Here is a 12,788-nt window from a genome sequence, read left to right as displayed (position 1 = left end):
GCCAGTTCTCCAGCGCAGCGTTCTGCTCGTCGGTGACGCCGACATTCTTGCCGATGCGCTTGTGCGCGACGATCTCGTAAGGCGCCTCGCAAAGAATGCCAGTGCGCGTGATCGCAAGCTCGCGCACGATGGGATCGAGCTCGCCCTTGTGGCGGATCGCGCCGCCGAGCCGGCAGTACTGCTCAAAATAGCTCGGCGAGTGCGCCATCATGCGGAAGATGTTGGCATTGCGGTTCTTGTCGAGGATCTCGCGGGTGCGCGGGCTTGCCTTCGCGGGATCGGAGTAGTCGATACGGGCCATTTCCTAACCTTGATCTTGCTGTCGTTTCTGTCGGGTTTGAAACAGTAACCGCCGGCCGTCGCAGGAGCAACACGCCCGAGTCAAATTGCCGCCGCATTCAAAGACAACCCTGACACAGTCGATATTCGCTGAGTGGGGACTCATCAAAGCGAATGCTCGACGCGGGGTGTTCCGAGTACAAAAATCTGGCCGTCGAGCGCGTCATCCGCGCAACGATGAGTCACGCCCAGTCTAGGGGAAACGCATGAAGGAAGCCACCAAGAGGGCGGCCTCGGAAGCGCTTGCGCAAATGCTGGCGGTGACGGCAATGCTCGTCATCGCCAGCTTTGTTTTCTATTGGCGATAGTGTCCGCAAACTCGAGGGCAGGAGTGATCTGGTTCAGCCTGATTTCGCGTTCTGACCGGATCGTTCGGCCCCTCATTTCGCCTTTGCGAAATACGGAATCAGCCGTCCCGCAAATTGCGTGAAGCGTGCCAAGACCTTGTCGCCGATGGCGAGGTCGTTGTCGCCATGGGCCATCATGCGAAAGCCCTCGTCGGCATCGACCAGCACGATGTTGTAGGGCACATGGGCCCGCGTCTCTGGCGTCGCGGCGCGGCAGACCAGCGATGTCGCATACACCGTCCCTGCCCCGCTTGCGCGATGCTCGGCCAGATCGGGCGAGCCGCAGGCCGCGCAGAAGCTGCGGCGGAAATATTGCCGCGCGCCGCAAGCGTTGCAGGCCTGATAGGCGATGGCTTCCGCGCCCTTGGTCCAGTCGGCGATCGGTCCACTCATCGCACGCGCTCCAGGAACATGCTGACATGCGACGACAGCACGCCGCCGTCGCCGTGCAGCAGCGCCACCGAGGCATCGCGCACCTGACGATTTTCGGCGCGGCCGGTCATCTGCAGATAGGTCTCGACCAGATGCGCCATCGCGCCGCCGACGCCGCAATGGCCATAGCTGAGCAGACCGCCATGGGTGTTGAGCGGCATCTCGCCATCCCCGTCGAAATAGCCGGCGCGCACCCGCGCCGCCGCCTCGCCGCGCCCGGCGAGACCGAGATCCTCCAGCAGCATCGCGAGCGTGATCGTGAAGCTGTCGTAGACCGCAGCGTAGCGCACGTCCGAGATCGCTATGCCCGACGCCGCTTTTGCCTTCGCGATCGAAATCTCCGCGCCGAGTTCACTCAATGCGGGCGCCGCCGTGATGTGCTGATGGGTGTGCGCCTGGGCGCAGCCGCGGACACGAATCTGCTGCTCGCCGGTCGGCTCGCGACTGATCACGCAGGCCGCGCCGCCATCAGAGACCGGGCAGCAGTCGAGCAGCTTGAGCGGCATCGCCACCGGCTTCGATGCCATGACGTCGGCAACGGTGATCGGCTCGTGGAACTGCGCGCCGGGATGCGTCAGCGCGTGCTTGCGCATCAGCACCGCAAACTCGGCGAGATCCTCTTGCGTGAGCCCGTATTCATGCATGTAGCGGGTCGCGACCAGGCCGTAATAGGCCGGGATCGTCGGCCCCAGCGTCACCTCGTAATCGGGGTGCCCGACCTGAGCCAGCGCCTGGATCGAGGCGTCGCGGCTCTGCCCGGTCAGCCGGTTCTCGCCGCCGACCACCAGCACATGTTTTGCAACCCCGGCGTCAACGAGGTGATGCGCCAGCATGGTCATCGCAAGCCCGGTCGCGCCGCCGACCTGGACGGCATGGGCGTAGGACGGGCGAATGCCGAAATGCTCGGCGAACACGGTGGCCAGCATGATATGCGGCGAGACCGTGGAATAGCCGCACAGGATGCCGTCGATTTCCGAGCGCTTAAGCCCGGCATCGGAGATCGCAAGCTCGGCCGCCTTGCTCATCAGGTCGAGCGAGGACAGGCCCTCATGCTTGCCGTAGGATGTGAGGCCGACGCCGGTGACGAGGCTCATCTTTTAACCTCCCCTTGCAAAGGGGAGGTCGGCTTGCGCGAGCAAGCCGGGTGGGGATCTGTCTCCGCACCGTTCGCTCTCGCCTGTGGCTGACCCCCACCCTACCCTCCCCCTTTCAGGGGGAGGGAAAAGAAAGCGTTGTCTGCGCGAAGCCGATCTCATCAATACGACTTCGGAAGGCCGAGCACCTTCTCGCCGATGAAGCTGAGGATGAGCTGCGGGCTGATCGGCGCGATGCGCGGGATCAGCGATTCCCTGAGGTAACGCTCGACGTGATATTCCTTGGCGTAGCCGAAGCCGCCATGGGTCATCACCGCCTGCTCGCAGGCGTGGAAACCGGCCTCCGCCGCGAGATACTTTGCCGAGTTCGCGGCAGGACCGCACGGCAGGTTCTGGTCGTATTGCCAGCCGGCGCGCAGCACCATCAGCCAGGCGGCCTCGAGCTCCATCCAGCACTTCGCCAGCGGATGCTGGATCGCCTGGTTCATGCCGATCGGCCGGTTGAACACGATGCGGCCCTTGGCATATTCCGACGCCCGCTTCAGCGCGATCTGGCCGAGGCCGACGGCTTCCGCCGCGATCAGGATGCGCTCGGGATTCATGCCGTGCAGGATATATTCGAAGCCGCGGCCTTCCTCGCCGATGCGGTCCTCGACCGGGATCTCGAAATTCTCGAAGAACAGCTCGTTGGAGTCGACGGGCTTGCGGCCCATCTTCTCGATCTCGTGCACGGTGACGCGCTTGCGATCGAAATCGGTATAGAACAGGCTGAGCCCGTGGGTCGGACTGCGCACCTCCTCCAGCGGCGTGGTGCGCGCGAGCAGCAGGATCTTGTTGGCGACCTGCGCGGTCGAGATCCACACCTTCTGACCGTTGACGATATATTTGTCGCCCTGCCGCACCGCGCGGGTCTTGAGCTGCGTGGTGTTGAGGCCGGTGTTGGGCTCGGTGACGGCAAAGCAGGACTTGTCGCGACCGTCGATGATCGGCGGCAGCATACGCTGGCACTGCTCCTTGGTGCCGAACACCACCACCGGATTGAGCCCGAACACGTTCATGTGCACCGCGGATGCGCCGGACATGCCGGCACCGGATTCCGAGATCGTGCGCATCATGATCGCGGCATCGGTGATGCCGAGCCCGGAGCCGCCATACTCCTCGGGGATGCAGATGCCGAGCCAGCCGGCATCGGCCAGCGCGCGGTGGAAGTCGGCCGGATAGCCACCCTCCTTGTCCTTCTTCAGCCAGTAGGCCTCGTCGAAGCGCGAGCAGATTTTTGCCACCGCGTCGCGGATCGATTCCTGGTTGGCGGAGAGTGCGAAATCCATCTGTCGTGCTCCTATGCCTTCACCGCTTTGGCTGCGCCGTCGCGCACCATCGCCGCGATCTCGTCAGCGGAGAAACCTGCCTCCTGCAAAATCTCCGCACTGTGCTCGCCGAGCCGCGGCGCCAGCCGGCTCGGCTCGACCTTGGTCTCCGACCAGCGCGCCGACGGCGTCATGCTGCGGATCCGGCCCTCGGTCGGGTGATCGATCACGGGGAAGACGCCGGTCGCGACCATATGCGGGTCCTCCAGCAGGCTCTCGAGATCGTGCATCGGCATCACGGGCACGTCGGCCTTCTCGAGAATCTGGCTCCACTCGGCTGTGGTCTTGGTCAACAGGATGCGCGCGAGTTCGGCATAGACGACGTCGATATTGGTGGCACGACCGGCGAAAGTCGCGAATTTCGGATCGTTGCGCAGGTCGTCGCGCCCGGTCGCCTTGAAGAAATTCTCCCACTGCTTGTCGTTGTAGACGATCACGCAGATATAGCCGTCCTGGGTCTTGTACGGCCGCCGGTCCGGCGACAGATGGCGGGCATAGCCGCCCTTGTCGAGTGGCGGATCGTAGGTCAGGCCGCCCATGTGGTCGCCCATGACGAAGCCAGCCATGGTCTCGAACATCGGAATGTCGACGCGCTGGCCCTGCCCGGTGCGATCGCGATGCACGAGGCTCGCGCAGATCGCGCCGACCGCGGTGAGGCCGACGATGCGATCGACCAGCGCGTTCGGCACGTAGCGCGGCACGCCGTCCGACGTCTGCGCCATCAGCGCCGGCAGCGCGGTTGCGCCCTGGATCAGATCGTCATAGGCGGGCTTGGCTGCATACGGTCCCTCCTGGCCGAAGCCGAACACGCCGGCATAGATCAGCCGCGGATTGACCTTGGCGACGACGTCGTAGCCGAGTTGCAGCCGCGCCATCGCCTGCGGGCGCACGTTGTAGACCAGCACATCGGCTTTCGCGATCAGTCGCAGCACGGCCTCGCGCCCCGCCGGCTTCTTCAGGTCGAGGCAGACCGAGCGCTTGCTGCGGTTGGTGTTGAGGAACACCGGTCCCATGCCCGGATGCCGGGTCGGACCGATCTGCCGCGTCACGTCGCCGTCGGGCGATTCCACCTTGATGACGTCGGCGCCATAATCGCCAAGCATCTGCGTGGCGTAGGGTCCCATCAGCACGGTCGTCATGTCGACGACCTTGATACCCTGCAATGGTCCCATCGTGCTGTTCGCTCCCGAATGTCGTGGTTACGGAGCTAGTAACGGGAGGTCTTTGCCGAGATCAAGCTGCGCCGGGCGTATGGGCGTATGCGCGGCGGCGGCCGGATCGTTTCCGCGCGGCGGAATGCAGGGCGGCAAGACGAAGCATGCCCAGCCCCGGCCCCGCTGCCGGTTACTGCCCGGTCATCACCTCGCGCGCCTTCAGGAGCCTCTCCAGTTCCGCATTCTGCTGCTCAAGCCGCTCGGCGATGCGCTCCTCGACTTCGGCACCCGCGGCGCCCGCGGCCTGCTCGATCAGCTGCCTGATATTATCCCGGAGGATCGCGATGCGATCGTTCACTTCCGACAGCGACAGAGACGTCTCGATTCCCATGGTCCGTTCTCCCGGTGACAGGCACAGCCAGCTTAGCGCGACGGAAGGCGGCGGCCTATCCCCTAACCGCTTTGGCGACCCCAATCCCTACTGTGCATGGGGTTGTTTTCGATATTTTCGATTCAACCCAGCCTCGTCGCGCTTTAGCCCATGCCTTTTAGCCAATGCCTTTGGCCATCATCTCCCGCAGCGCGGTCTTCAGCACCTTACCGTAGTTGTTCTTCGGCAGCGCCTCCAGATAGACATAACGCTTCGGCCGCTTGAAGCGGGCGATCGAGGCAAGGCAATGCGCGTCGAGCTTGCCGTCGTCGGCCGCGGCACCGTCCTCCAGCACGACGCAAGCGACGACGATCTCGCCCCATTCCGGATCCGGCACACCAATGGCCGAGACCTCGCCGATATCGGGATGGGTCAGCAGGGCTTCCTCGACCTCGCGCGGATAGATGTTGGTACCGCCGGATATGATCACGTCCTTGGAGCGATCCGACAGCGTCAGGAAGCCGTCGGCGTCGAGCCGGCCGACATCGCCGGTGCGCAGCCAGCCGTCCTTCAGCGTCTCGGCATTGGCCTTCGGATTGTTCCAGTAGCCGAGCATCACGGTCGCGCCCTTGACCTCGATCTCGCCGCTCTCGCCGGCGGGCAGCGGCGTGCCGTCCTTGTCGGTGATGTGCACGGTGACGACGCTCTGCGCTGACCCGACCGAAGCCAGCCGTTCGAGATAGCGCGGATGATCGCTCGCGCGATGCCAGTCGCGCGACAGCGACGTGATGGTCATCGGCGACTCGCCCTGGCCGTAGATCTGCACGAAGCGCTGGCCCATCGTCGCCATCGCGTCCAGGATGTCGGCCGTGTACATCGGCCCGCCGCCATAGATGATGGTGCGGAGCCCCTCGCCGTTCTCGCCGCGCTTCTTCGCGGCATCGACCAGACGACGCACCATCGTTGGCGCCGCGAACATCACGACGTTGTCGAGCTGCCGGCCGAGATTGAGCACCTCGTCCGGATCGAAGCCGCCGGACTCCGGAATGACGTGGCGACCGCCCATCCGGACATGCGGGAAATTGTAGAGCCCGGCGCCATGCGAGATCGGCGCGGCATAGAGCGAGGCATCGTTCGGCGTCGCCGGATCGACGTCGGCGAGATAGCACAGCGACATCGCAAGCAGATTGCCGTGGCTCAGCATCACGCCCTTGGGACGGCCTGTCGTGCCCGAGGTGTAGAACAGCCAGGCCAGATCATTGCTCTCGCGCGGCAGCGGCGCCGGTGCGCCTTCGCCGTTCCGCATCGCCCTGTACGCGTCGCTGTCGACCGACAGCATGGTCATGCCAGCGGGGCAATCGTCCTTCGCTTCGGTCAGCGCACCGATCGTGTCATCGGACACGAACGCGAGTTTGGCGCCGCCATTGCCGCAGATCCACGCCGCCTCGCGGCCGTGCAGCTTGGCATTGATCGGGATCGCGACGGCGCCGATCCACCAGATGCCGTAGAGGCATTCGAGATATTGCGTGCAGTTCGTCGCATACAGCGCGATGCGGTCGCCGGCGGCAATGCCGTGATCGCGCGCCAACGCCGCCCCGATCGAGGCGGCGCGGCGGCCAAAGGTTGCATAGTCGGCGTCGAGGTCGAAGCCGGTCAGCAGCGCCGGCGCATCGGGACGCGCCCGCGCCGTCGCCGCCAGCCATTCGGCAATGTTCAAGCTACTTGGCCGGCTCGAGGATCGAGACGTAGTTGGCGACCGCAGCGCCGCCCATGTTGAAGATGCCGCCGATCTGCGGGTTCTTGAGCTGCATGCCCTCGGGCGCCTGCCCCGTGAGCTGCATCGCGCTCATCACATGCATGGAGACACCGGTGGCGCCGATCGGATGGCCCTTGGCCTTGAGGCCGCCGGACGGATTGACCGGCAGCTTGCCGTCCTTCTGGGTCCAGCCTTCCATGATCGCGCGCGCGCCCTGGCCCTTCGGCGTCAGGCCCATCGCTTCATATTCGATCAGCTCGGCGACCGTGAAGCAGTCATGCGTTTCGACGAAGGAGAGATCGGAGAGCTGCAGTCCGGCCTTCTGCAGCGCGCGCTGCCAGGCGACGGTGCAGCCTTCGAACTGCAGGATGTCGCGCTTCGACATCGGCAGGAAATCCTGCGCATGGGCGGTGGCGCGGATGTTCACCGCCTTGCCCATGGTCTTGGCAGTCTCGGCATCGGTCAGCACCAGCGCGGCGGCGCCGTCCGACACCAGCGAGCAATCGGTGCGCTTCAGGGGACCGGCGACGAACGGGTTCTTCTCGCTCTCGGCGCGGCAGAACTCGAAGCCGAAATCCTTGCGCATCTGCGCGTAGGGATTGGCGACGCCGTTCTTGTGGTTCTTGGCGGCGATCATCGCCAGCGCGTCCGACTGGTCGCCGTATTTCTGGAAATAGGCCTGCGCGATCTTGCCGAACACGCCGGCGAAGCCGCCGACGGTGTCACCGTCCTCGGGCAGATATGATGCCTTCAAGAGGTTCTTGCCGATCTCCGGGCCCGGCGTCTTCGTCATCTGCTCGACGCCGACCACCAGCACGATCTTCGCGGCGCTCGCCTCGATGGCGCGGATACCCTGGTGCACCGCGGCCGATCCGGTGGCGCAGGCGTTCTCGACGCGCGTCGTCGGCTTGAAGCGCAGCGCCGGATTGGCCTGCAGCACCAGCGAGGCCGTGAAATCCTGCGGCGAGAAGCCGGCGTTGAAATGACCGAGCATGATCTCGTCGACATCGGACGCGGCAACGCCGGCATCGGCGAGCGCTTCGTTGGCGACCTTGACGACAAGGCCTTCAACGGTCTCCGCGTCGAACTTTCCGAATGGCGTGTGCGCCCAACCAACGATGCTGGCTGCTGTCATGGCCGTATCTCCCTGTTCCTGTTCGGGAGTTATGTAGCGTATCTCGAGAGCGTTTTCGAGCGAAGTGGACACCGGTTCGCGTGAAGAAAACGCGTCAAAACCAGAATCCAGAACCCCGTTTCTATCGGAACGGAATTCTAGCCCGCTTTCAGCGTTTTCATCGCCTTGGCGCACATGGCGGTTATGCCCGCCCAGTTGCCGGCGCGGATATCCGCCGCCGGGCACAGCCAGGAGCCGCCGACCGCCAGCACATTGGGCTCGGCCAGCCAGGTCGCCGCATTGGCCTCGCCGATCCCGCCGGTCGGGCAGACCCTGACGTTCGGGAATGGACCGGCAAGAGCTCGCAGTGCCTTGATACCGCCAGCCTGCTCGGCGGGGAAGAATTTGACGACGTCGAAGCCGTGCGCCAGTGCCTGCATCAGCTCCGAGGCGGTCGCGATCCCCGGCGCGAACGGCAGCCGGCTGGCAGCAACCGCCTTCATCAGCTCGGGCGTTGCGCCCGGGCTGATGCCGAACTTGGCGCCGAGCGCCTCGGCGCGCGCCAGATCGTCGCCGTTGAGGATGGTGCCGATCCCGACCACCGCATCGGGCACCTCGGCAATGATGGCCTTGGCTGCATCGACGGCGACCGCCGTCCGCAGCGTCACCTCGAGCGTCCGGACACCGCCGGCGACCAGCGCCCTGGCGAGCGGCACCGCGTCGGCGAGCCGCTCGATGGTCAGCACCGGGATGACGGTGGCCTGGCGGATCAACTCGGCAATCTGGTCCTGCTTTGATGTCGTTTTCATTGCGAGGCCTTGCGGGATGGTGGGGGACGAGGCGCCTTCTTCGGCGGCATGGCGTAGCGCGGAATGATCGCGCCGGGATAGCACACGACGACACCGGCGAGGCGATGGCCGGCGCGCGCCGCCTCCTCGGGCTCGGCGCCGCCGAGCCGCGCGGCGAGATAGGCCGCAGCAAAACTGTCGCCGGCGGCCGTGGTATCGACCACCGGCTTGGGCAACGGCTCCGCCCTCACCTCGCGCGTTCCGCCGGACGAGCGCACGATGCACGCGGGCTCGGCGAGCTTCAGCACCACCTCGGGGCTCGAGATACCCGCCAGCAGCGCCGCGTTGTTCTCACCGGGATAGAGCGGCGCCAGATCCTCGGTCGAGGCAAGCACGATATCGGCCGCCTCGAACGCGCTGCTGAAAGCTTTCCGCGCAACGTTCAGGTCCGGCCAGCCGCGGGAGCGGAAATTGGTGTCGAAGGCAAAGCGCGTTCCGAGCAGCCGCGCCCGCTTCAGTGCCGCCATGAGCCGTTCCCTACCGTCCTCGCGCAGGATCGAAAGCGTGATCGCCGAGAGATAGACGAGGTCGTACGTCGCGAGCGAGTTCAGGAGATCTTCCGTATCAGGCAGATCCATCAGCTCACGCGCGGCGGCGCTGTCGCGCCAGTGGAAGAAGCGCCGCTCGCCCCTGTCGTCGGTCTGGATCATGTAGAGGCCAGGCAGCCTGCCCGCCAACCGCGCGACATGCTTGGTGCCGACGCCTTCAGCCGTCCAGCCGGCGATCATCTCATCGCTCAGCGCATCATCGCCGAGCGCCGTGATGTAATCGATGTGGACGCCGAGCCGGGACAGATAGACCGCGGTGTTGAGCGTGTCGCCGCCATAGGAGCGCGAATACAGTCCGCCGGGCTGGCCGCCAGGGGCTTGCCGCAGCTCGATCATGCATTCGCCGATGCTGGCAACCCTGGTCATCTCATGAGCCGCGCTAGCGCAGATTTACTCAGGCGGCGAACTTGCCGCCGAGCTCGTCCTCGATATGGATGCGGATGATGTCGTCGAACGTCTTCTCGGCCGTGGTGAAGCCGAGCTTCAGCGCACGGTCGGTGGCGAAATCGCGCGGCCAGCCCGAGACGATGCCGATGATCGTCGGATCGGGCACCCGCTTGATCCGCGCGGTGACGTTCTTGCCGGCAACACGCTCCAGCGATGCGATCTGCTCGCCGACGGAGACGCACATCCCGGGCATGCTGAGATTGCGCCGCGGCCCCATCGCGTTGAGATCCATGGTGCCGGCATGGACCAGGAAGCCGACCGCCGATTTCGGCGAGGCGTGCCAGTGCCGCACGTCCTCGGAGACCGGCAGGATCGCCTCCTCGCCCGCCAGCGGCTCGCGGATGATGTTGGAGAAGAAGCCGGACGCCGCCTTGTTCGGCTTGCCCGGTCGCACGCAGATCGTCGGCAGGCGGATCGAGATCCCGTCGAGCAGGCCCTTGCGGGTATAATCGTTGATCAGGAGCTCGCAGATCGACTTCTGCGTGCCGTAGCTCGTCAGCGGCGTATGGAAGAACTCGTCGCCGATCTTCTCGGGGAACGGCGCGCCGAACACCGCGATCGAAGAGGTGAACACCAGCCGCGGCTTGTAGCCGCCGCCGATGGCGCGGATCGCGTCGATCAGATAGCGCGTGCCGTCGAGATTGATCCGGTAACCCTTGTCGAACTCGGCCTCCGCCTCACCCGAGACGATCGCGGCGAGATGGAAGATCACGTCCGGGCGCTCGGCGATCAGCGGCGCGGCGGCGCCGGCATCGGCAAAATCGGATGCGATGACATTGACCGGGATCGAGGCGTTCGCGGGCTTGGCCGGCGTAACCACGTCCTGCAGCGTCATCTTGGTGATGTCCTGCTTGCCGAGGCGGCCCTCGCGCAACAGACGTTCGGTCAGCTTGCGGCCGACCATGCCGGCGGCGCCCAAAATCAGAATGTGCACGACCGTGCTCCTTTTCTTGTCTTGTTCTTCGAATTCCGCCGCGGGCCTTGCGCGCTCATTCCTTCACGGCGCCCGTCATCGCCGAGACATAGTGCTCAACGAAGAAGGCGTAAAGGATGACCAGCGGCAGCGAGCCGACCAGCGCGCCCGCCATCAGCGATCCCCATTTGTAGATATCGCCGTCGACGAATTCATTGACGATGGCAACCGGCACCGTCTTGTTCGGTGTCGATTGCAGGAACGTCAGCGCATAGATGAACTCGTTCCAGCACAGAGTGAACGAGAAGATAAAGGCGGAGATCAGGCCGGGCACCGCCAGCGGCACGATGATCTTGACCAGGATCTGCCAGCGCGACGCGCCGTCGATCAGGGCGCACTCCTCGAGCTCATAGGGGATGGTCTTGAAATAGCCCATCAAGAGCCACGTCGAGAACGGGATCAGCAGCGTCGGATAGACCAGGATCAGCGACAGCGGTGAGTCGAACAGCCCATAGGCCTGGATCACCGAGGCCAGCGGGATGAACAGGATCGACGGCGGCACCAGATAAGCGAAGAAGATCAGGACGCCGACAGCCTCCGCGCCCTTGAAGCGCAGCCGCGTGATCGCATAGGCCGACAGCACGCTGGCGACGATCGACAGGAACGTCGCGCCGACCGCGACATACATCGTGTTCCAGAGCCAGCGCGGATACTGCGTCTCGAACAGCAGCTTGCTGATGTGCTTGAAGGTCGGATGAATCACCCAGAACGGGTTGAACTTCTCCATGTCGATGAGCTGCTCGTCCGGCTTGATGGACGTCAGCACCATCCAATAGAACGGGAACAGCAGCACCACCAGGATGACGAACAGCGGCAGATAAAGCGTCACCAGGCGCCGCGGCAGCGACTCCAGATAGCTCATGCCCTCGGTGTCGTCGCCGGCGGCGGTAGCCGCAGCCTTCGATTGCAAGGTTGAATCAGTCATTGTTCGATCCTTGCTGCCATTTGCGGCGCTGCATTCCGAACCAGGAAATGGCAATGGCCGCCACCAGGAAAGGAATCATCGCGGTGGCGATCGCGGCGCCCTCGCCGAGCCGCCCGCTGATGATGCCGCGCTGATAGCTCAACGTCGCCATCAGGTGGGTTGCGTTGACCGGGCCGCCGCGGGTCAGCGCCCAGATCAACTGGAAGTCGGTAAAGGTGAACAGCACCGAGAAGGTCATCACGACGGCGATGATCGGGGTCAGCAACGGATAGGTGATGAAGCGAAAGCGCTGCCAGCTGGTCGCGCCGTCGAGCGTGGCGGCCTCATAGAGCGATGGCGAGACCGTTTGCAGGCCGGCCAGCAGCGTGATCGCCACGAACGGAACGCCGCGCCAGACATTGGCGAAGATCACGCTCGCCCGCGCCCACTCGGTGTCGCCGAGGAAGTTGATGTTGCTGTGAATCAGACCGAGCTTGATCAGCGACCAGGAGATGATCGAGAATTGCGAGTCGTAGATCCACCAGAACGCGATCGCCGACAGCACGGTCGGCACGATGAACGGGATCAGCACGATCGACCGGATGATCGCCTTGAACGGCATGTGCCTGTTCAACAGCAGCGCGAGATAGAGCCCGATCGCGAATTTGATGGCGCTGGCGATCAGTGTGTAGAACAGGGTGTTGAACACCGACAGCCAGAAGATCGAGTCATCCCATAGCCATTGGTAGTTCTCGATACCGACAAAGGCTCCGGCGCGGCCGATGCGCTCGTCGGTGAAGCTCATCCAGACGCCGAGGCCGAGCGGATAGGCCAGGAACAGGATCAGGAACGCCGCCGTCGGCAACATGAACCAGAACGCTGCCCAATTGCGGTTTCCGCTGAGCCGGGACCAAAATGACGGCTCGCCTGCCGCGGCAGCTTGCGCCGGCATCGATGTCTGGACAGTGCTCATTCGCTCTCAACTCCGAATCGGATGGTGACGCACGACCGGTTTTGGATCGTGCGTCACCTCGGATCGCCTATGGACCTGGCTCTTTTTCACACTTGACACTGCCGCCCACCCTCTCTGTCGAT

General features: G+C 64.5%; 13 protein-coding genes. All 13 read right to left on the bottom strand.

What is annotated here, in order from left to right:
• On the bottom strand, positions 1–301 hold a 301-nt coding region (locus FNJ47_RS38610), incomplete at its 3' end, for a carboxymuconolactone decarboxylase family protein (protein WP_163161074.1).
• Positions 302–719: 418 nt separating this feature from the next.
• A complete protein-coding gene (locus tag FNJ47_RS38605) occupies positions 720–1,079 on the bottom strand; it encodes a Zn-ribbon domain-containing OB-fold protein (RefSeq protein WP_163161073.1) in 360 nt (119 codons plus the stop codon).
• Positions 1,076–2,212: a thiolase family protein gene (locus tag FNJ47_RS38600; protein ID WP_163161072.1), complete on the bottom strand. Its 1,137-nt coding sequence runs from the start codon at positions 2,210–2,212 to the stop codon at positions 1,076–1,078. Before FNJ47_RS38600 ends, FNJ47_RS38605 begins: the two co-directional genes overlap by 4 nt.
• 161 nt (positions 2,213–2,373) lie before the next feature.
• Positions 2,374–3,540 carry an acyl-CoA dehydrogenase family protein gene (locus FNJ47_RS38595; RefSeq protein ID WP_028344637.1) on the bottom strand — a complete coding sequence of 389 codons (1,167 nt, stop codon included), beginning with the start codon at positions 3,538–3,540 and terminating at the stop codon, positions 2,374–2,376.
• An 11-nt stretch (positions 3,541–3,551) separates the two neighbouring features.
• Positions 3,552–4,751, bottom strand: coding sequence for a CaiB/BaiF CoA transferase family protein (locus tag FNJ47_RS38590; RefSeq protein WP_163161071.1), 1,200 nt, complete (start codon positions 4,749–4,751; stop codon positions 3,552–3,554).
• 172 nt (positions 4,752–4,923) lie between these two features.
• Entirely contained in the window at positions 4,924–5,124 is a 201-nt protein-coding gene (locus tag FNJ47_RS38585; RefSeq protein WP_163161070.1) for a hypothetical protein, read from the bottom strand.
• 157 nt (positions 5,125–5,281) lie between these two features.
• Positions 5,282–6,820, bottom strand: coding sequence for a class I adenylate-forming enzyme family protein (locus FNJ47_RS38580; protein ID WP_163161069.1), 1,539 nt, complete (start codon positions 6,818–6,820; stop codon positions 5,282–5,284).
• A 1-nt stretch (position 6,821) separates the two neighbouring features.
• A complete protein-coding gene (locus tag FNJ47_RS38575; protein ID WP_163161068.1) occupies positions 6,822–7,994 on the bottom strand; it encodes an acetyl-CoA acetyltransferase in 1,173 nt (390 codons plus the stop codon).
• Positions 7,995–8,131: 137 nt separating this feature from the next.
• Positions 8,132–8,782 carry a bifunctional 4-hydroxy-2-oxoglutarate aldolase/2-dehydro-3-deoxy-phosphogluconate aldolase gene (eda, locus tag FNJ47_RS38570; protein WP_163161067.1) on the bottom strand — a complete coding sequence of 217 codons (651 nt, stop codon included), beginning with the start codon at positions 8,780–8,782 and terminating at the stop codon, positions 8,132–8,134.
• Positions 8,779–9,735: a sugar kinase gene (locus tag FNJ47_RS38565; RefSeq protein WP_163161066.1), complete on the bottom strand. Its 957-nt coding sequence runs from the start codon at positions 9,733–9,735 to the stop codon at positions 8,779–8,781. The genes eda and FNJ47_RS38565 overlap by 4 nt, the downstream gene beginning before the upstream one ends.
• 28 nt (positions 9,736–9,763) lie before the next feature.
• Positions 9,764–10,750, bottom strand: a complete 987-nt coding sequence (gene denD, locus FNJ47_RS38560) for a D-erythronate dehydrogenase (protein ID WP_163161065.1) — start codon at positions 10,748–10,750, stop codon at positions 9,764–9,766.
• Positions 10,751–10,805: 55 nt separating this feature from the next.
• Positions 10,806–11,714: a carbohydrate ABC transporter permease gene (locus FNJ47_RS38555; protein WP_163161064.1), complete on the bottom strand. Its 909-nt coding sequence runs from the start codon at positions 11,712–11,714 to the stop codon at positions 10,806–10,808.
• On the bottom strand, positions 11,707–12,666 hold the full coding sequence (locus FNJ47_RS38550; RefSeq protein WP_163161063.1) for a carbohydrate ABC transporter permease: 960 nt from the start codon (positions 12,664–12,666) through the stop codon (positions 11,707–11,709). Before FNJ47_RS38550 ends, FNJ47_RS38555 begins: the two co-directional genes overlap by 8 nt.
• Positions 12,667–12,788: the final 122 nt, after the last annotated feature.

It is taken from the genome of Bradyrhizobium uaiense (genome assembly GCF_010811875.1).
GTDB classification, from domain to species: domain Bacteria; phylum Pseudomonadota; class Alphaproteobacteria; order Rhizobiales; family Xanthobacteraceae; genus Bradyrhizobium; species Bradyrhizobium uaiense.
This window is presented reverse-complemented; position numbering and strand designations above follow the sequence as displayed.